Source organism: Vreelandella aquamarina, assembly GCF_044805175.1.
Classification (GTDB): Bacteria; Pseudomonadota; Gammaproteobacteria; order Pseudomonadales; family Halomonadaceae; genus Vreelandella; species Vreelandella aquamarina_B.
Window position 1 is genome coordinate 1,157,078 of record NZ_CP085232.1, and the last position, 17,051, is coordinate 1,174,128.

A 17,051-nucleotide genomic window follows, 5' to 3' on the forward strand; every position below is an offset into this window, starting at 1 on the left:
GACGAATGACGAAGCGCCGCTCTATACCCTACATGGCATGTGGTGTACCAGCTGTGCCCTGGCGGTGGAGGGCGCGCTTGCCCGTTTGCCAGGCGTCGCGCAGGCAAGCGTTCACTACCCCACGGCCACCGTGTGGGTAAAAGGCACCGAGCAGGCAACGCAGCTAACGAGGCTAGCGCCTGTGGTGAAACGGCTGGGCTATCGGCTTAGCGAGCTAGAGCCAGTGCAAGATGCCCAGCAGCGCCTCGCCCAAGAGAGCCGCTACCTCACGCTGCGCCTGATTGTAGGTGCGGTGTTGGGCATGTGGACCATGCTGGCATCGCTGCTGATTTACGCGGGCGCGCTGCCCAATGCCACCATAGAGCTGGTCGTTGCTTGGGTGGCTGGCGCCTTTGCAGTGCCCGTCGTGCTCTATTCCGGCCTGCCGTTTTACCGAGCGGGGTGGCGCACGCTCTTGGCCAAGCGCCCTGGTATGGATGTGCTGGTAAGCCTGGGGGTGATAGGCGCCGTGGGGGTATCAGTAGGGCTGCTGCTGCGCGGCTCTTCTGAGGTGTATTTCGATACTGCGGTGATGCTGATTGTGCTGCTTCTAGTGGGCCGATTGGTCGAAACTCTGTGCAGGCAGCGTGGGCTTAAAGCCTTCGATTCACTCCGGCTGCCGGACGCAGACGTGACGGTTTGCCAAAAGGAGCAGCGCGACACGCAGCCCGTTGGGGAAGTCGCTACGGGCACCTTGATTGAAGTGCCTCCCGGTGAGCAGGTGCCCTTAGATGGCCTGCTGGACACGCCCGGCTGGCTGGATACCGCCACGCTAACCGGGGAGAGCGTGCCGCGCTACCTGCATGCTGGGCAGCGTGTATACGCGGGCTGCCGCTATGCGGCGGGGTTAAACGCTGCGCCCTTGAAGGTGACTGTGACGGCCACCGCCGGCCAGCGGCGGGTGGATAAACTGTGCGAGCAAATGCGCCGCGCCCAGGCAAAAAAGGGCGAATTGCACAAGCTGGCCGACCGCTTTGCCTCATGGCTAAGCCCCGTGGCGCTGCTGCTTGCGCTAGCCACGCTACCCATTGGGCTATTGCTGGGCATCGGGTGGGAAGAAGCCGCCGTGCGGGCGCTCTCTGTACTCGTCGTGGCCTGCCCCTGCGCGGTGGGGCTGGCAATCCCGCTGGCAAGCCTTGCCGGTAGCAACCAAGCGTTACAGCAGGGCATTGCCCTGCGCGACCCAGCCGCTTTTGAAACCCTGGCGAACGTACGCGGCATTGCTTTCGATAAAACCGGTACGCTCACCCGGGGGCAGCATCAGGTAGTGCACGCCGCGCTGCGCCAAGGTGACGACCTCGCGATGTTTCAGGCGATGCTGCACAGCGCCGTTAGCCAAAGCGAGCACCCGCTAGCCAGCGGTTTGTTGGATTGGGCGAACAAGGCTGAAACAGCGGCGCCGCCCAAAGCACTTCATAAAGCACTTCATAACGTACTTCATATTGAAGATCATCCCGGCAAAGGCCAGCAAGTAACGTTTCAAAACGGAGAGCAGTGGTGGTTAGGTAGCGCCGTATGGATAGAGCAGCAGCTTGGCACACCCTTGCCAGATAACGCCCAACACCCTGACTACGCCTTTGCTTCACAGGTGGTAGTGGCCAACAGCCGCGGTTGGCTCGCCACGCTCTACTGTGCCGACCAGCCGGTGAGCGATGCGAAAGCGAGCCTTGCCGAACTACAGCGCTTAGGGTACATCGTGGCGCTGATCAGCGGCGACCGCCAAGGGCCGGTGAGCTGGCTTGGCCAGCAGGTGGGGTTAGTAAAAAGCGCGTGCTACGCCCAGCGTTCGCCGGAAGCCAAAGCGGCACTGCTCAAAGCCTTGCCGTCGCCCACGCTCTATGTGGGCGACGGGGTGAACGATACCTTGAGCCTTGCCGAAGCCGGGGTAGGCGTCGCCCCCATGCAAGCCAGCGAAGCCGCCCGCGAAGGAGCCGCCGCACAGCTGCTTCGGCCTGGGGTGAGCGGTGTGGTGAGGCTATTGGCATTGGCTAAGCGCACCCGCCGAGTGATGGTGCAAAACTTGGTGTTTTCGGCGCTTTACAACACGCTGGCGCTTGGGCTGGTGACCATGATGGCGGTGCCGCCCTTGGCCGCCGTGCTGGCGATGGCAGCAAGCTCGATCAGCGTGACTTTAAATTCAGCGCGCCTTGCGTGGGCAGAGCCTAACGAGGCTAGCGATAGCCCAATGCCTGCCCCAGCCGCTCAGCGTTCGATGCCACCCACTGCGGGTCAATCGCGCCCCACTGCTTAATGGTGTAGTGGCCAATGTTGTGGCGCTCGCCGTCGCCTTTTTTAAACACACACTCAATATCTAGCTCGCCGAGCGACGCGATGGTGTCCTGGGCGGTGCGCCTCGGCATGCCGGTGGCTTCCATCAACGCGGGCACGCTGGCAACGCCTTGCTCAATCAAGTGGGCCACGTAAAGGCGGCGGTAAAAGCTGGATTTTGTTTTGCTGAGCGACATGGAGAGGGCATCTTCTTAGTGATGGGTATTCCAGCAGTCTAATCAAATAAATCCCCCTGTGCCCGGGGCGGGCGAAAATCACGGGTATTCAGCCCCTGCTCGGTGCGTGGCTGCATGTTCCACTGGCGGCTAGCACGCTGAAACCGCTGGGCGATTAAGTCGGCAAATACCCCTTCGCCGCGAAAGCGCTTACCAAAGGCCGCATCGTAGGTTTTACCGCCCCGACACTGGCGCATCAAGCTCATTACCTTAGCGGCGCGCTCGGGGTAGTGGGCTTCTAGCCACGCTTCAAACAGCGGCGCGACCTCGTGGGGTAGCCTTAGCAGCATCCAGGTGGCGGTACGCGCCCCAGCGCGGCTGGCGGCTTCCAGAATACGTTCAATTTCATGGTCGGTCAGGCCGGGAATAATCGGCGATACCAGCGTGCCCACCGGTATTCCCGCCGTGTTTAGCTCACGAATCACTTTCAGGCGTGCCTGGGGCGATGCCGCGCGGGGTTCTAGCGTGCGCTTTAGGTTAGCGTCCAGGCTGGTCAAGCTCACGAACACCCGCACCAAGCGATGCTCCGCCATTTCTGCTAGTAGATCGATATCCCGCAAAATCAGCGTGCTTTTAGTTACTAGCGTCACCGGGTGGCGGCAAGCCAGCAGTAATTCCAGCAAGCGGCGGGTGGTTTGGTAGGTGGCTTCTAGCGGCTGGTAACAGTCGGTATTGCCAGAGAGGTTAATGGGGCGACAAACGTATTGGGGGTGGCAAAGCTCCTCTTTTAAATGCTCCACCAGCCCGCGGCGGGCGATCAGTTTGGTTTCAAAATCCAGCCCCGGCGATAAATCCCAATAGGCGTGGGAGGGGCGCGCATAGCAGTAGACACAGCCATGCTCACAGCCGCGATACGGGTTAAGCGAACGATCAAAAGGTAAATCTGGCGATTTGTTCCAAGAGAGTGCGCTTTTACTGGCTTCCTCGCGCACTTCTGTTGCCAGTGAGATAGAGGCTTCTTCCTGCCACCAGCCGTCATCCTCTGCCACGCTGCGGGTAGGGGCAAAGCGGTTATGTGGGTCGTAGGTTGCACCGCGCCCTTTATGCACGGTAGCGCGGGAAGGGTCAAACGCCGCCATCTGCCACCTCGTAAGATATGTCGCTATATATGTTCAAAAATACAGTATATGGCGTATGAAAGAAGGTGCAAGTACCAAGCGATTGGCTTCACTCAAGCAGGAATAAAAGACACTGCTAGCCCATACTGATGAGTGCGTGATGGTTTGCATGGAAAGAGGGAATTTGCCTTATGAGCCTGCAAGCGCATTTTGTACTGATGGCACGGTATAACCAGTGGATGAATGCAAAGGTATATGACGCAGCCAGCAGGTTGAGCGCAGCTGAACTGGCCGAAGAGCGAGGGGCTTTTTTTGGCTCTATTCTAGGTACGCTGAACCATTTAGTCGTTGCCGATACGCTTTGGCTAAAGCGGTTTGCGGCCCACCATTCCTCCTCAACCACTTTGGCCGTTATGGAGCCGCTGCCTATTCCAGGCCGGCTTGATCAGCCGATGTTTGATGATTTGGAAGGTTTAACAGCACATCGTAAATGGCTAGATGACGTCATTATCAACTGGATCGTCGCGCTAACAGATGATGAGTTTGAACCGTACCGGGATTCCCGGAGGCTCCAAACCTTGAGAGGATGGAGCCATGAGTAAATCAAATCGATATTCCCCTGAAGTTCGCCAGCGGGCGGTACGTATGGTCTTCGACCACGAGGCCGATTATTCCTCCCAGTGGGCAGCCCTCGGTGCCATCGCCCCAAAAATCGGCTGTACGCCTGAAACACTGCGCAGTTGGGTCCGACAGGCCGAGCGTGACACAGGGCGTCGGGAAGGCGCTACGACCTCCGAGCGTGAACGGATCAAAGCGCTAGAGCGTGAAAACCGAGAGTTGAAGCAAGCCAACGAGATCCTACGAAAGGCCTCTGCGTATTTTGCCCAGGCGGAGCTCGACCGCCGCGGGAAGTGATGATCAACTTTATCGAAGATTACCGAGCGTTATACGGGGTCGAGCCGATCTGCCGTGTCCTGCCGATCGCCCCGTCGACGTACTATGAGCATCGTGCCCGCGCACGCGAGCCCAACCGAGCGCCTCCCCGCAATAAACGTGAGCGCTGGCTGAGGGCCGAAATTCAGCGCGTCTGGGAAGAGAACTTCGGTGTCTACGGCATCCGCAAAGTCTGGCGTCAACTACACCGAGAAGGCACTCCGGTGGCTCGCTGCACCGTCGCTCGCCTGATGCGCCAAATGGGGCTGCGCGGTGTGATACGTGGTAAGCCGGTGCGTACGACTGTATCTGACCCTAACAAGGCCTGTCCGGCGGATTTGGTCAAGCGGCAGTTTCAGCCAGCTCAGCCGAACGCACTGTGGGTATCAGATTTTACCTACGTTGCCACATGGAAGGGCTTTGTTTATGTCGCCTTCGTCATTGATGCGTTTGCTCGCCGAATCATCGGCTGGCGAGTTTCCAGTACACCTCGAACCGATATGGTGTTGGATGCGCTTGAACAGGCGCTTCATGAGCGCCCTCAGCGACCTAAAGGTGATCTTATTCACCACAGCGACCGAGGCGTTCAATACGTCTCAATTCGCTACACGGAACGTTTAGCAGATGCCGGCATTGAGCCCTCTGTCGGAAGCGTGGGCGATTCGTACGACAACGCAATGGCTGAAACCGTGATAGGGCTTTTCAAGACCGAAGTGATTCGCCGACGCGGACCATGGCGGCAACTAGAAGCGGTTGAGTTTGCAACGTTGGAGTGGGTCGACTGGTTCAATCACCGGCGGTTACTGGAGCCGATTGGCCACATCCCACCAGCAGAGCGAGAAGCCATGTATTATGAGCAACAGAGTCAGGCAAATAAGGCTGCTTGACTCAAACTAACGGGTCTCCGAGAAAACCGGTACGGTTCAGTTAAACGCCGCTCTGAGTTACCACAACACGAAAGGCGTAGCCTCAAGTAAACGCTTCTCACAGCTTATCTATCACTTCTTCAACCACCAAACCCACCATCGCGGGCAAGTGAGCACCTTGCTCTTCCAGGTAGGTATCGATATTGGCGTCACAGACCTGCTGGCCTTAATACCAGACGAGCCTGAAAAACGATAAGATACTTAGCCCTATCTAATAGAGCCTTATTGCTGATAGAGCTGTACCAAAGGCAGCCATGAATACTCTGGTAAGTATTATAGGCTGCTGATTTTATTTGATATTTTCACTATTATACATTAGGGTGTCGGTCGGCTCACAAGAAGCGCCGCTCTAAGGAAGGAATTTCAAGCCCCATATCATCGGAGTACTCGTAGGTTATTCCATTTTCCTGCTCTAATATGCTGGATGCATAAGATCTAAGCCACAATTTTATACTTTTAGCTGAAAGTACATAGCCTTTTGAGCTTTCACTTCCTTTCAGCCGGTCTGGTAGTGCCCAGCCTGTTTTTTCCAAATTAGCCACCGTCACGATGAGATGCGCGAGTAATGGTTGTTCTGGGGCTACCTCTTCATGGAAATGGGGCCAGAACTCTTGATCACCTTCGGAGGCTTTCCATCCCTTATTGTCGTTAACCTCTGAGAGGTTTTTATAAGGATGTGAATGAAAGGTTCCAACTAGCTCTATATTGGGCCAGTAGTGTTCAAAAAACTCTTTTTTGCTACGTAATGAGTCAAAGTTGGGGGCTACCCACTCGTTATGGCGAACTGCGGAAGTTTCAACGGTGGCCATTGTGGCGATAACTTTGGCAGGTAATGTACCCTTGGCCGGAATAGAGTAGCCCCATAGCAGCCCAAAAGTTTCCAGTTGGTCAAACCCTTTTGAGCGCAGAGTGCTTCTATGGCTAAATTTGTATGCTTCAATAGCGGTAGTGAACATCTGCGGAACGATGTTATCTTCGATATATGCAATTTTCTTCATATTGTTAATTATTCCTATATTAATTATGTGGCAGCGTAACAAATAGTTTAACTTCGATTAAAACGCCTCTTGCCAATACCGAACGGATGTTTCACTCACAACGCCATGCTGCTTACCAATCTCAATAACCGCTTGCTGGAGTGCGCGGGCCAAAGTTGGTTGGTGGCATAACGCTAACGACCGAATCATGCGCGTAATACGCAGGTGGTTATGGCCCCCGGCTTTCAACCAGATATGGGTTTGTATCGATAGCGTTGGCTGAGCGGTGATGACGTTGCCATCCCGTGTTAGCCCCAAAAAATTTAACATTACATCCAGTGAGCGTTGCTGGTGGTGGCGTAAGCGCTCGTCATTCGCAAAAGCTGCTTGCACCGCAGGCGTTAAGAGCGGCGCAAAGCTATTAAAACGGCTCGCTTCTGGAATAGGAAACAGCCACTGAATATAGTCGTGGGTATGCTCTAGCCAAAAAGGCGAGAGCGCCCAGATATCTTCAAGTAAACGCCCTTTATGATCGGGGGATTCACCGCGATAAAACGCGAGTAAGCGGGTATCGTTTTCCATTATGTCTCCCCATTAACGTTTCAGCGTGGCCATGCGGCGCCAATCCGAGCGCAGGCAGTTTTCGTACAAAGCCTCAGTGTGTCTCGCAGGTAAGCGGTGTGTCCTGGTAATGCGCTAGTACCTGCTCAGCACTCTTTTTTAATGCCTCACGCCACGCGGCAGGGGCGGTGACTTTCACATTGGCGCCCATGCCCATCAGCCACCAGAGGGTTTGCTGGTCATCCGGTACTTGGGCGGTTAACCGGTACCAGTCACTGCCGGGGAGGACTTCAATGGTTTGCGTCTCAGAAAGCGGTGTTTCCTGCAGCAACCACGCCACAGGTTTCGCGATCTCCGCTTCCAGCGTCACATCGCTCGGCCCTTGCCGATAACCAAACGCGCCGCTCTGAATATAGTGGTCAATATCAAAATCAGGCTGTGCCTGCCAGGGGTGCTGGCTGAGTGCGGCTTGTTTAATGCGATGCAGGGCAAACTGGCGCAAATCCTCAAACCCGTTTACATGGGCCAGTAAATAGGTCGCGCTATGGCGGCTGACGATGCCTTGCGGATGAAGCGTGAACGGCTTTTCTGTTTCGCTAGAGCGCGACAGGTAGACGACATCAACTGCCTTCTGCTCAAGCAAGGCTTCAGAAATAGTTTGCCAAGTGGACTCATCTATTTCAGCCGGAATCAGCGCTTTACCGTTGGGAATGGCGCGTACTTTTCGCGCCCATTGGCTAAGCCCGTTGGCGTTCATTTCATCCAATAACCGCCGAGCATCGGTAAAGTGGGGCGATAATTGCCCGACCACCACCGGGGGCAAGAGCCCTTTTAAATACTCTTCCGCTAGCACCAGCGTTAAGGCGCTGGGTACATCCAGTGCCGGTAGCTGGCACTGAAAATCACGATCAAAATACCAGCGGTAAGGCTTCTGGCTATCGTCGCAGCCAATCGGAAACTGAGTGGAGAGCTTCTGACTAAGGTCACGCTGTAGGGAGCGAGTGTCGATCTTAAAACCACGCTCGGCAAGCTTCTCCTTTAGCACAGGGGTCGCGATACGCCCAGGAAAGCGGGGAATCAGCTGCAGCATGGTTAAATAACGAAAGAGCGTGTCGCGTGCATCAGACATAATAACGCCAACCTTGGCCGCTGAGATAAAAGTTAACAGTCTACCGCGCCTCACAAAACTTAGCGACTCTCTCAGGTAACCCATTGGTCTCTTTGGCGATGAGGTGAGCGCGATGACGCCAGAGCATGGCAACTCGCACATCGGGTTGCGCATTGGGCAAGTGCCACCAAAGCTCGGCAGGGTGAATATCTGCCGTGACTTCGAGTGACGTGCCAGGGTGCCCCGCCAGCCAGCGATACACCTCCATTGCGTTGCGGCCCACGCACACCGGGAACAGCGGTGCATCAACCGGTAGTGCAATACCCAGCGCCAGCAGCAGCGTGTTCACTTCATGGTCGCACGCCAGGTGCCAACGATGCCGGCTAGCCACCAAAGGGGCGATAAGGTGGCCTGCCACACAGTGCCAAATCAGATGCGCCTGCAAATAGAGGCGCGCTTCCTCCGTTAGCGTGGCGCTATAGCGTGGGCAAAAGTAGAGAAACTTGCCATCGGTGCTAGCGCTGCCAAAGTGCTGTTCAGTAACGGGAAAGAGCGTTAAAAATTGGCTTAAAAAGCCCATAACAGGCAGCGTTTCAGCCCATGTCTCGCGATCTGCCTGCCACTTCACAAGCTCCTGCCGAGCGCAATCATCAGTAAGTAAACAATCGGGCATCATCACCATCGCTTTTACTCTTTTTGATGTTAGAGGCATACGTTATGGTGGTGATGCGACAACTAATGTCGCGTTATCGCTGGTTATCTACACTTAGGCCTTGCTCTAGGAAAGAAACAGTAGGAGAAAGTCGTAATCTGAAACACTAGCCCGCCAAAAGCCATAATGGTAACCTCACTATCATTAATAATCACCATTGCATAACATGCAAAACATAGTGCGACATAATATGTCGGAGCATTGGGGTATCAACGGAATTTGGTGTAAAGCCAAATGCGTGGCCATGATGGCTGCGTAACGAGTCGGCGGCGAAGAGTCGCTAGTGAATGCAGGTAGACATGGATTACAAAATGAAAGTGCTGAAAGTAATAGCTGTCTTGCTGTTATCAATAGTGGTTTTAGCTGGCTGTGCCACCCCTTACCAGCCAGTTGACAACCGAAACAGCGTTTTGACACAAGGCAACGTGCAAATGAATTTGCGGGTTGGACAAACGACGAAAGCGGACGTATTGGAGAACTTTGGTTCACCCAATATTACTACAAGAGACGGTGCCGGTAGAGAGGTATGGACATATCAGCGCCAAGCACAGGTAGCTCAATCTTCCAGCCAAAGTGGCTATTGGACGATTTTGCTTGCAGGTAGCTCATCAAGGTCTTCTGGCTTTGAGTCTTCATCGAGAATGACAACACTGATTATCAAATTTGATAGCGATGATATTGTTCACGATTTTCGTAGCCGAACGTCTAATTTTTAACCATTACTAATGATGAGGATCGTTATGAAATATGCCATCTTTTTTGCAATTGCTATTTTTGTCAGTGGTTGTGCTCAAACCGCACAGAAGCCAAGTATGACACCCCTTGAAATTCAGTCTATGCAGACTAGGAGTTATGAAAACTCGAAAGATGTAGTATTTCCAAGTGTAATGTCAGTATTTCAAGATCTTGGGTATTCTATTGTTTCAGCAGATATGCAGACAGGTTTAATTGCTGCTGAAAGTTCTGCAGAGAATAGTCCAATGCTGACTTTTCTTACTGGTATGACTCAAGTTAACCAAACAAGGGCAACGGCTTTTGTTGAGGAGATTAGGGACACTTCAACAGTTAGACTAAATTTTGTCGAAAAGAGTGAATCTTCTTCTGTTTATGGTCGTAGCGATAGAAGTGATACACCCATTTTAAATTCTGATGTATACCAAAATGCATTTGAGAGAATCGAAAGTGCCATTTTTGTAAGAGCAGAGTAAATAGCTTTAAGCTTTGTTGAGTAATACCATCATTGTAAAGTCTGAAGAAGAAAAGGATATTACCCTTTTTACATGGTGCCAAGGCAAAGCTCAGCTAGAAGCAGTACGATACTTAGATTAAACCACGCTCTACCAGCCCAGCACTGCTGGGCTGCTTCGTAAATCTGATAAGAGATGGTAATGCAAAAAGTTTATCAAATAGTAGCGTTTGCATTTTGCTTGCTTTTACCGCTAGCAGCTACTGCACAAAGCAGCACCGATGATGAATATAGCGCCCGTTATAACAAGTGCATGGATGCCTCCGGTGGCGTCACGGTGAACATGCTGAACTGTATTGCCGATGAAATAGCCGCCCAGGATGCACGGTTGAACACAGCGTATAGCGATGCCCGTAGCGAGCTTTCCGAAGAGCGCCGCGAAGCTTTACTCGCCGCCCAGCGCTTATGGATCTCCTACCGAGACGCCAACTGCAATTTCTACGCCACGGCGGGCGGTACGCTGGCGCAAGTAGTGAGTAATGAATGCTTTTTACGGGAAACCGCCCAGCGTGCTACTGAGCTGGAAAATATGGTGGGGTGGTAGGTGGTCTACGCGTAGATACCCAGTGGGCCACTTTAATAAGCCACGGTGATGGGTACTCTATCTTAGCCAGGACGGAGCTTGGTAAGCGTTAGATATGAAGGCCAAGTATAGCCAATGAATCAGAGTGGGCCAAAAGAACGCGCTTGAATAAAGGCGCGGGGGTTGTCTTGATGCTGGTAGGCATCGCGTACCCAGTTCAGCTCATGGTTTCCTACAACCATTAGTGCCTGCCCCGCATCGACCATTCGGCGCACTAAGCGAAGCACCGCACCTGGGGCCGGCCCCTTATCAATAAGATCGCCGACAAACACCGCCAAGTGCCCCGGCTGGCTCCAACCCTGGCTCTCTTCGCGATACCCTAAGCGCATTAGCAGCTCCACCAATGTGTCGAGCTGACCGTGAACATCCCCGATGATATCGTAATGCGTTATGCTACCCATGCGCGGTCTCCTACCGTGGTAAGTAATCAGCTTCCCACAGCAGTGCGACATTAAGTGTCGCTCAGGTGGCTAGGCTTGCTTTTGGCAGCATAACTCTTGGATGGAGATAGCTCTCTAAGCACTTTCCACTGGCCGGTGGCGTGACGTTTATAGAATATCAACATTTAATGCACTGATCTCTCAGTAAACCACTGAAGGAAAGCGTATGTTCCAAACCCTGGCGTTGGAGAATTTTACCGCCTTTAAGGAAACCTCTTTCGAGTGGTCGCCGGGCGTGAACGTGCTTATCGGTGCCAATGGCACCGGTAAAACGCATATCATGAAATTAATGTATGCCTTGCAGATGCAGGGTCACGATGCGGCTGAACTGAAAAAGAAGCTGGCGGCGGTTTTTCGCCCTAGCGGCGATAAAGTATCACGCTTGGTTAACCGCAAAAAAGGCAGCAATACGGCGCGCATTAGCTTGTCCAACAGTGCGGCCCAGTCGTTATCGCTTACCTTTGATACCACTAGGCATCACACGTTTGAACTCCAGGGTGAGTGGGCTGTCGAGCGTTCCCCCGTATTCATTCCCGTTAAAGAGGTGCTCTCTTTCGCTCCCGGCTTTATCTCGCTCTATGATAAATATGAGCTCGCGTTCGAGGAAGTCTATTACGATATTATCAAACAAGCTTACTTGCCTGCCCGCAAGGGAATGCCACTCAATGATGAAAAGCCACTATTAGAGCTCATCCGCAAGACGGTAGGTGGAAAGGTGACATTAGAGGGGGATGAATTTCACCTTAGCGCAGGAAGTAAGAAGTTGGAAATGTCGCTGGTGGCAGAAGGGTACCGCAAATTGGCTCTGATTTGGCAGTTGATCCATAATGGCTCGCTATTTGCCAACAACACACTATTTTGGGATGAGCCAGAAGCGAACCTTAACCCTGCGCTCATGCCAGAGGTGGCTAAAATTCTGCTTATGCTTGCAGAGCGTGGTGTGCAAGTATTTGTAGCAACCCACGATTACGCCTTTCTGCGGGAATTGGATTTTGCGCGTCAGGAGACGCCTACACGCTACTTCTCTCTTGAGCTGACGCAGGAGGATGGCGTTATTGCACATAGTTTCAGCCGCTACCGGGACATTCGGCCTAATAAAATTGCGGACGAGTTTCAGCGTCTTTATGACTTGGAAGTTCGTCACTCGCTGGGGGACTTTTCGTGAAACCCTGGGAGGCAAAGCCGGAGTGGTGCGAGTCTGATTTATACTTTGATTTTTCTCAAGCTCGTCAAGTAATTAAGCTAGACGACCAAGTGGCAGCCGCTGGTTTAACGCATCTATTAAAGGGTGGCGTTGATTTTGTTGTGGAGTGGGACACGCAATTATGGCTGCTGGAAATTAAAGACCCAGAGAGCGGTGCTATTCCTGAACAGCATCGAGAAAAGCAGAGGCAACGCTTTCTTGCGGATATCGTCAGCCAATCGCTTATCGAGCGGCATTTATTCCCGAAACTGCGTGACAGCCTTATCTTTTTGGGGCTGGAGTATGGCGTTGTCAATAAGCCGCTGCGCTATATTACCTTAATAGGTTTGAGTGACTTAGAGCCTGCTCAGTTAGCAGGTTTACGAGACAGGCTCTGGCGAACAGAATGGGTGTCTGGGCCGCGTTATAGCGGTTGGCGCAAATCCTTTGATGTGCAGGCGTTCAACGTTGATCAATGGAATCGCCTGATGACCAAGTGCCCTATACTGCGTATCAGCCAGCAGTAGGCGGCTTTTCTTGGCGTTCATTACTCTACACAAACCCCATCGGCTGGCGCTGCCCTTGCTGTTCGCGCTCTTCCAGCGTTAGCGCATCCAGTAGCGTATTCAAGCGGATGGGCAGCCCTCGTAAGTCCAGTTGGTCTAGCGCTGTACGCACGTTGCCGGGGGTTAGGCGGCGCTGGGCTAGGTGGTTGGCGGGAATGGTGGCTAAACGGCGGTGGTCGCGTTCGGGTAGAACGGCTTTCAGCAGTTCGCGCAGCGGCTCGGGGGCAATCGTTAGCTTTAGGCGTTGCCGACACCATAACGTAGTGATGACTACCACTCGCCACTGACCATCAGCGACCTTTGCTCAACGGCTGGGTTGTAGATGTAGCACCATGCGTCACCGTACTGGGTAGGTAGTGTCGTGCGGTTATAGAGGCCTTGGCTTGGCGCGTGGTGAAAGTAGCCCTCTAACTGGTCGAGCCGCGCTAGCTGTTCAGCGTTAATGGCATACACCTCCACCGCAACGCCTGTGGATGGCGTGAGCTTAGCGCCTGGGTAGGGGCCAAGGTCGTAAAGCGTAATCTCTGTTAAACGGTCTTGGCCCAGCATGTCAGCGCCGTTTAACCAATGATGATTGCGATGGCCGTGCTTTAACGTGCCGTATACCGCTACTCGTGGGCAGTGCTGGATGGCTTGGTGAAGGTAATTCATTGGGTTGCTCATCTTGATGATCGAGTGTCTTGCAAAAGGGTGTCGTTACCAGAGCGCCGCTTTCTTGCACTGTTTTACAATGTGGTGGCGCTGTTGTTGTAAACGTAACCAAGCATGACCGGGTAATCCTGCCTCTATCAGTGCTTGCTGCATCTCTTTTGAGTCGGTAAATCGAAGCAGTAACTCTCGTAGACGTTTAATCTCTCGCTTGATAAACGGATAGCTAAGCTGGCTCTGCTCAGCTAGCAGTTGCCAGTCACGAGATAAAAGCTGCATGGCGTTGTTTTGGTTGCCAATAGAGAATGCCAGCCTCGAGTCATACCCTAAAACAACGGTACCTACCAAATCGTAAGCGGGAGCAATACGCCATTTGCCTTTTGCATCTTGTAGCAGTGATACATTTTTTGCGTGGCCATCGCTATTACCCACCAGCACGTTAAAAATTTGCCAGCGGAGCAGCTGTTGTAATGATTGTGCAGGAGGCTTACATACATCACGTAAAAGGTGAAAACAGTCGGCCAGTGTCGGTCCACCGTACTCTTGATACTTTTGCGTACGTGACATGCCCATTGCTTGGCATAAATCTTCCTGGTGGATGCGCTGTAGTGAGCCGTTTACCCATGCTCTATCGTAACGCTCTACAACCAGTAGGGGATACCGCCCTGCATAACGTACTGAGGTGGAGGGGCAATCAATATCGACAAGCGCTGCCAGCGTATTGAGGTAGAGTTCGTTAAAAATAACGTGGTCGCGCCCATCTACCGCAAACTTAACGATATGTGAGGAAGGAGCAGTGCCTTGAGGCAAATAAAAAGTTTCATCACGCCAGATGACGGGTATTTTGTCCTGTGCGCCCGCCAGTGAAAGACGTGGCTTGGGTGCTTGTTGTGACTCTGCAAATAGCGCATAGCGTTGCTTAAAAGCAGCCCACTCATTAAGCCTTTCTTGTGAAAGGGGCGTATCGCAATCATGGCGATTAGAAGGTTCTGGTGTTTGATGAGGCGGCAGAATCGATAGTGCTCCGGCGCAATCCCCACCAATAGCGGCAAGCAGTGAGAAGTCGTCATCAGGAATGCCCAGTTGGCGAATAAGAGCAGCGCGCGCCTGCTCTTCTGGCAGCAAGTTGCCAAACCAGTGGTGGGCGGTCAGCGTTTCGGGCGGCCATGTTCGTTGGTTTAAAGGAAGGCTATTGGAAATTGCTTGTCCGCTAGCTTGCCACTCTTCGTCATATTCAAAGCCCATGAGACGGCCATCTAAACCACGCCAGAGGGTACCTACTCGCTGATGGTTTTGCCAAACGATAAGCTGGTCTGGGGTCATAGATCACTATCCATGGGCTGGGCGAGAAGCTCTATGCCAAGTGTTTCTAACACGCGTAATACTCTTCCTATGCCACATGTATCACGGCCATTTTCGAGTTCACTTAAAAAACGAATGCTGACGCCGCATAGTCCTGCCACCGTCTCTAGTGTCAGATGTTGGCGTTTGCGGGCTTGTCGAATTAACAGGCCGAGACTCTTGGCGGATTCAATTGAGTGAAGGGGCGTTTCCGTCGTTGCTGGCAGGGTACGCATACATGCTCCATTTTCCCGATAAGGAAAATTTCTGGATGAAAACAGATATACTAGCTGATCTTTCCCTATAGGGAAAATAATGCGTAGGATGATCGAAAAGAGAGGCCTTTATCCCTATAGGGAAATAAAGAGCAGGCAGATGTTTGCTACTCATCCGCCGAGTTTTGAAATGAAGCTAGGTAAGCCAAGGCTCAAAAAAGTGCCCCCACAGCAGTAGGGGCACTGGTGAGCCATAGTTGCTTTATCGCTTCTTCCGCACCGGTTTTTTATCACTGCTCACGGGCTCGGCGCTATCGGCTTTGCGTGCGCTGCTCGGAAAGTGGGCGCGCACCAGCTCCAGCAGGCCCTGCGTAGAAGCGTCGAAGTCGGCGGCGTTGGCGTCGATGCGCTCGCTGATTTCACCGGCGATGCGCTTACCGAGTTGCACGCCCCACTGGTCGAACGAGTTGATGTTCCAAATCACGCCCTGCACGAACACCTTGTGCTCGTAGAGCGCAATCAGCGCGCCCAGGTTTTTCGGCGTTAGCTCGTCGAGCAGTAGGGTGCTGGAGGGGCGGTTGCCGGGGCAGCTATAGGGGTCTAGCTGGCTAAGCTCTTTGCTGTCGCCTTGGCTGCCTTCCATAAAGGCGTTGGCTTGGGCCAGCATGTTGGTGAGCAGCGCGAAGTGGTGGTCTTCCACGCCCGGTTCCGGCTTGAGCGAGGCGATAAAATCGATGGGCACATAGCGGGTGCCCTGGTGAAGCAGCTGGAAGAAGGCGTGCTGGCCGTTGGAGCCGGTTTGGCCCCACACAATCGGGCCGGTTTTGTAGTTCACCGGGTGGCCGAAAATATCCACCGACTTGCCGTTAGACTCCATATCCAACTGCTGCAGGAAGGAGGGCAACTGGTTCAGCGCCTGGTCGTAGGGCACGATGGCCTGGGTTTCCGCGCCGATAAAGTTGATGTACCAGATGCCGATCAGCGCCATCAGTACCGGCATGTTTTGAGCGAAAGGCGCTTCGATAAAGTGGCGGTCCATCTCATGGGCGCCTTCCAGCAGCTCGATAAAACCTTCAAAGCCAATCGAGAGCGCAATGGGCAAACCGATGGAAGACCACATGGAGTAGCGGCCGCCCACCCAGGCCCAAAACTCAAACACGTTCTCTTCGCGAATACCGAACTCCATCGCCGCTTTACGGTTGGTGGAGGCGGCAATGAAATGCGCGCCCACATCCGCGTCTTCGCCAGCGTTTTCCAGGAACCAGCGCCGCGCCGTCTTGGCGTTGAGCAGGGTTTCCTGGGTGGAGAAGGTTTTGGTAGAGACGATAAACAGCGTGGTGGCGGGGTCTAGCCGCGACAGCACTTTCTGGATATGGGTGCCGTCCACATTGGAAACGAAGTGGAAGTGCAGCTCCGGGTGGCGATACTTCAACAGCGCACGCACCGCCATATTGGGGCCGAGGTCCGAGCCGCCAATGCCGATATTGACCACGTCTTTAATGCGCTGGCCGTTATAACCCTTCCACTCGCCGCTACGCACCGCTTCCGAGAACAGTTTGATCTGCTCGCGGGTGCGGGTGATTTCTGGCATCACGTCTTCGCCGTCCACATACACCGGTTCATCGCCAAGATGGCGTAGGGCGGTGTGGAGTACTGGACGGTTCTCGGTCACGTTGATAATGTCGCCAGAGAACATTTGGGCGCGGCGCTGTACCAGGGCGGAGTGGTCGGCTAGCTCAATCAGTTTGGCCAGTACTTCATCCGACACCTGATGTTTGGAGTAATCTAGAAAGAGGCCGCCGACGCGCAGGCTCATTTTTTCGAAGCGCTGCGGGTCATTCGTAAAGTAGTCACGAATGCGATCATTGGCGGTTTTATCGCGCAGGCGCTCTAGGGCCTGCCAAGTAACGCTGCGAGTGAGTTGAAACATAACGGGCGGTCCTGTTGTTTTTACATCTGTTTTACATCGTTATCGCTAACGGGGCGTGTCCGACCCCTGGCGTCGCTGTTA

General features: G+C 53.5%; 21 protein-coding genes and 1 other annotated feature. Of the genes, 9 read left to right on the top strand and 12 right to left on the bottom strand.

Annotated elements, in window-relative coordinates; translation table 11 throughout:
- The first annotated feature begins 37 nt into the window (after nucleotides 1-37).
- Complete coding sequence (locus tag LG300_RS05425) at nucleotides 38-2,290, top strand: heavy metal translocating P-type ATPase (RefSeq protein ID WP_404377991.1); 2,253 nt, start codon at nucleotides 38-40, stop codon at nucleotides 2,288-2,290.
- Here LG300_RS05425 and LG300_RS05430 read toward each other — a convergent pair.
- Together LG300_RS05430 and LG300_RS05435 are read right to left on the bottom strand one after the other, a co-directional pair.
- Nucleotides 2,211-2,504, bottom strand: coding sequence for a helix-turn-helix domain-containing protein (locus LG300_RS05430; RefSeq protein WP_404377379.1), 294 nt, complete (start codon nucleotides 2,502-2,504; stop codon nucleotides 2,211-2,213). The two genes, LG300_RS05425 and LG300_RS05430, sit on opposite strands and share 80 nt — an antisense overlap.
- A 38-nt stretch (nucleotides 2,505-2,542) precedes the next feature.
- Entirely contained in the window at nucleotides 2,543-3,622 is a 1,080-nt protein-coding gene (locus LG300_RS05435) for a PA0069 family radical SAM protein (RefSeq protein ID WP_404377380.1), read from the bottom strand.
- A 170-nt stretch (nucleotides 3,623-3,792) separates the two neighbouring features.
- On the opposite strand from LG300_RS05435, the gene LG300_RS05440 reads away from it, so the two are divergent.
- The 3 genes from LG300_RS05440 (at nucleotide 3,793) to LG300_RS05450 (ending at nucleotide 5,656) form a co-directional block, all read left to right on the top strand.
- Nucleotides 3,793-4,203 (top strand): DinB family protein, encoded by a 411-nt coding sequence (locus LG300_RS05440; RefSeq protein ID WP_404377382.1) that lies wholly within the window; start codon nucleotides 3,793-3,795, stop codon nucleotides 4,201-4,203.
- A protein-coding gene (locus tag LG300_RS05445; RefSeq protein ID WP_336275339.1) for an IS3 family transposase occupies nucleotides 4,196-5,421 on the top strand; the annotation gives its coding sequence in 2 pieces (ribosomal slippage) (nucleotides 4,196-4,481 and nucleotides 4,481-5,421; 1,227 coding nt in all). The genes LG300_RS05440 and LG300_RS05445 overlap by 8 nt, the downstream gene beginning before the upstream one ends.
- Nucleotides 4,474-4,590, top strand: a sequence feature (AL1L pseudoknot). (Overlaps the previous gene by 117 nt.)
- Before the next feature lie 52 nt (nucleotides 5,422-5,473).
- Nucleotides 5,474-5,656, top strand: a complete 183-nt coding sequence (locus LG300_RS05450; protein WP_404377992.1) for a DinB family protein — start codon at nucleotides 5,474-5,476, stop codon at nucleotides 5,654-5,656.
- Between the two features lie 136 nt (nucleotides 5,657-5,792).
- Here the strand turns inward: LG300_RS05450 and LG300_RS05455 are convergent, their stop codons facing one another.
- The 4 genes from LG300_RS05455 to LG300_RS05470 form a co-directional block, all read right to left on the bottom strand.
- On the bottom strand, nucleotides 5,793-6,458 hold the full coding sequence (locus tag LG300_RS05455) for a hypothetical protein (RefSeq protein ID WP_404377383.1): 666 nt from the start codon (nucleotides 6,456-6,458) through the stop codon (nucleotides 5,793-5,795).
- A 57-nt stretch (nucleotides 6,459-6,515) separates the two neighbouring features.
- Nucleotides 6,516-7,019: an opioid growth factor receptor-related protein gene (locus LG300_RS05460; RefSeq protein WP_404377384.1), complete on the bottom strand. Its 504-nt coding sequence runs from the start codon at nucleotides 7,017-7,019 to the stop codon at nucleotides 6,516-6,518.
- Between the two features lie 73 nt (nucleotides 7,020-7,092).
- On the bottom strand, nucleotides 7,093-8,127 hold the full coding sequence (locus LG300_RS05465) for a helix-turn-helix transcriptional regulator (protein WP_404377385.1): 1,035 nt from the start codon (nucleotides 8,125-8,127) through the stop codon (nucleotides 7,093-7,095).
- A 40-nt stretch (nucleotides 8,128-8,167) separates the two neighbouring features.
- Nucleotides 8,168-8,734, bottom strand: a complete 567-nt coding sequence (locus LG300_RS05470) for a hypothetical protein (RefSeq protein ID WP_404377386.1) — start codon at nucleotides 8,732-8,734, stop codon at nucleotides 8,168-8,170.
- A 395-nt stretch (nucleotides 8,735-9,129) separates the two neighbouring features.
- On the opposite strand from LG300_RS05470, the gene LG300_RS05475 reads away from it, so the two are divergent.
- The 3 genes from LG300_RS05475 (at nucleotide 9,130) to LG300_RS05485 (ending at nucleotide 10,608) form a co-directional block, all read left to right on the top strand.
- The gene (locus LG300_RS05475) at nucleotides 9,130-9,534 is read left to right on the top strand and encodes a hypothetical protein (protein ID WP_404377387.1); all 405 of its coding nucleotides are present in this window, start codon (nucleotides 9,130-9,132) and stop codon (nucleotides 9,532-9,534) included.
- Nucleotides 9,535-9,558: 24 nt separating this feature from the next.
- Nucleotides 9,559-10,026 carry a hypothetical protein gene (locus LG300_RS05480; protein WP_404377388.1) on the top strand — a complete coding sequence of 156 codons (468 nt, stop codon included), beginning with the start codon at nucleotides 9,559-9,561 and terminating at the stop codon, nucleotides 10,024-10,026.
- Between the two features lie 180 nt (nucleotides 10,027-10,206).
- Entirely contained in the window at nucleotides 10,207-10,608 is a 402-nt protein-coding gene (locus tag LG300_RS05485) for a lysozyme inhibitor LprI family protein (RefSeq protein ID WP_404377389.1), read from the top strand.
- Between the two features lie 119 nt (nucleotides 10,609-10,727).
- Here LG300_RS05485 and LG300_RS05490 read toward each other — a convergent pair whose 3' ends face one another.
- On the bottom strand, nucleotides 10,728-11,048 hold the full coding sequence (locus LG300_RS05490) for a metallophosphoesterase (RefSeq protein ID WP_404377390.1): 321 nt from the start codon (nucleotides 11,046-11,048) through the stop codon (nucleotides 10,728-10,730).
- 205 nt (nucleotides 11,049-11,253) lie between these two features.
- Between LG300_RS05490 and LG300_RS05495 the strand changes: the two genes are divergently transcribed.
- The gene (locus LG300_RS05495; RefSeq protein ID WP_404377391.1) at nucleotides 11,254-12,252 is read left to right on the top strand and encodes an ATP/GTP-binding protein; all 999 of its coding nucleotides are present in this window, start codon (nucleotides 11,254-11,256) and stop codon (nucleotides 12,250-12,252) included.
- Nucleotides 12,249-12,797, top strand: coding sequence for a hypothetical protein (locus LG300_RS05500; protein WP_054645381.1), 549 nt, complete (start codon nucleotides 12,249-12,251; stop codon nucleotides 12,795-12,797). Before LG300_RS05495 ends, LG300_RS05500 begins: the two co-directional genes overlap by 4 nt.
- Nucleotides 12,798-12,822: 25 nt before the next feature.
- Here the strand turns inward: LG300_RS05500 and LG300_RS05505 are convergent, their stop codons facing one another.
- From LG300_RS05505 to pgi, 5 genes are all read right to left on the bottom strand, one after another.
- Complete coding sequence (locus LG300_RS05505) at nucleotides 12,823-13,113, bottom strand: hypothetical protein (protein WP_404377392.1); 291 nt, start codon at nucleotides 13,111-13,113, stop codon at nucleotides 12,823-12,825.
- Nucleotides 13,107-13,487: a gamma-glutamylcyclotransferase gene (locus LG300_RS05510; protein ID WP_404377393.1), complete on the bottom strand. Its 381-nt coding sequence runs from the start codon at nucleotides 13,485-13,487 to the stop codon at nucleotides 13,107-13,109. Before LG300_RS05510 ends, LG300_RS05505 begins: the two co-directional genes overlap by 7 nt.
- 45 nt (nucleotides 13,488-13,532) lie before the next feature.
- Nucleotides 13,533-14,807 (bottom strand): type II toxin-antitoxin system HipA family toxin, encoded by a 1,275-nt coding sequence (locus LG300_RS05515; protein WP_404377394.1) that lies wholly within the window; start codon nucleotides 14,805-14,807, stop codon nucleotides 13,533-13,535.
- On the bottom strand, nucleotides 14,804-15,061 hold the full coding sequence (locus LG300_RS05520; protein WP_074210730.1) for a helix-turn-helix domain-containing protein: 258 nt from the start codon (nucleotides 15,059-15,061) through the stop codon (nucleotides 14,804-14,806). Before LG300_RS05520 ends, LG300_RS05515 begins: the two co-directional genes overlap by 4 nt.
- 241 nt (nucleotides 15,062-15,302) lie before the next feature.
- Nucleotides 15,303-16,970 (bottom strand): glucose-6-phosphate isomerase, encoded by a 1,668-nt coding sequence (pgi, locus tag LG300_RS05525; RefSeq protein ID WP_404377395.1) that lies wholly within the window; start codon nucleotides 16,968-16,970, stop codon nucleotides 15,303-15,305.
- Nucleotides 16,971-17,051: the final 81 nt, after the last annotated feature.

Excerpts from the sequence above, each read along its gene's own strand:
- LG300_RS05510 (WP_404377393.1), bottom strand. The coding sequence starts at position 13,487 with ATGAATTACCTTCACCAAGCCATCCAGCACTGCCCACGAGTAGCGGTA.
- LG300_RS05480 (WP_404377388.1), top strand. The coding sequence starts at position 9,559 with ATGAAATATGCCATCTTTTTTGCAATTGCTATTTTTGTCAGTGGTTGT.
- LG300_RS05520 (WP_074210730.1), bottom strand. The coding sequence starts at position 15,061 with ATGCGTACCCTGCCAGCAACGACGGAAACGCCCCTTCACTCAATTGAA.
- LG300_RS05475 (WP_404377387.1), top strand. The coding sequence starts at position 9,130 with ATGAAAGTGCTGAAAGTAATAGCTGTCTTGCTGTTATCAATAGTGGTT.
- LG300_RS05515 (WP_404377394.1), bottom strand. The coding sequence starts at position 14,807 with ATGACCCCAGACCAGCTTATCGTTTGGCAAAACCATCAGCGAGTAGGT.
- LG300_RS05455 (WP_404377383.1), bottom strand. The coding sequence starts at position 6,458 with ATGAAGAAAATTGCATATATCGAAGATAACATCGTTCCGCAGATGTTC.
- pgi (WP_404377395.1), bottom strand. The coding sequence starts at position 16,970 with ATGTTTCAACTCACTCGCAGCGTTACTTGGCAGGCCCTAGAGCGCCTG.
- LG300_RS05490 (WP_404377390.1), bottom strand. The coding sequence starts at position 11,048 with ATGGGTAGCATAACGCATTACGATATCATCGGGGATGTTCACGGTCAG.
- LG300_RS05430 (WP_404377379.1), bottom strand. The coding sequence starts at position 2,504 with ATGTCGCTCAGCAAAACAAAATCCAGCTTTTACCGCCGCCTTTACGTG.
- LG300_RS05485 (WP_404377389.1), top strand. The coding sequence starts at position 10,207 with ATGCAAAAAGTTTATCAAATAGTAGCGTTTGCATTTTGCTTGCTTTTA.
- LG300_RS05435 (WP_404377380.1), bottom strand. The coding sequence starts at position 3,622 with ATGGCGGCGTTTGACCCTTCCCGCGCTACCGTGCATAAAGGGCGCGGT.
- LG300_RS05465 (WP_404377385.1), bottom strand. The coding sequence starts at position 8,127 with ATGTCTGATGCACGCGACACGCTCTTTCGTTATTTAACCATGCTGCAG.
- LG300_RS05495 (WP_404377391.1), top strand. The coding sequence starts at position 11,254 with ATGTTCCAAACCCTGGCGTTGGAGAATTTTACCGCCTTTAAGGAAACC.
- LG300_RS05460 (WP_404377384.1), bottom strand. The coding sequence starts at position 7,019 with ATGGAAAACGATACCCGCTTACTCGCGTTTTATCGCGGTGAATCCCCC.
- LG300_RS05440 (WP_404377382.1), top strand. The coding sequence starts at position 3,793 with ATGAGCCTGCAAGCGCATTTTGTACTGATGGCACGGTATAACCAGTGG.
- LG300_RS05425 (WP_404377991.1), top strand. The coding sequence starts at position 38 with ATGTGGTGTACCAGCTGTGCCCTGGCGGTGGAGGGCGCGCTTGCCCGT.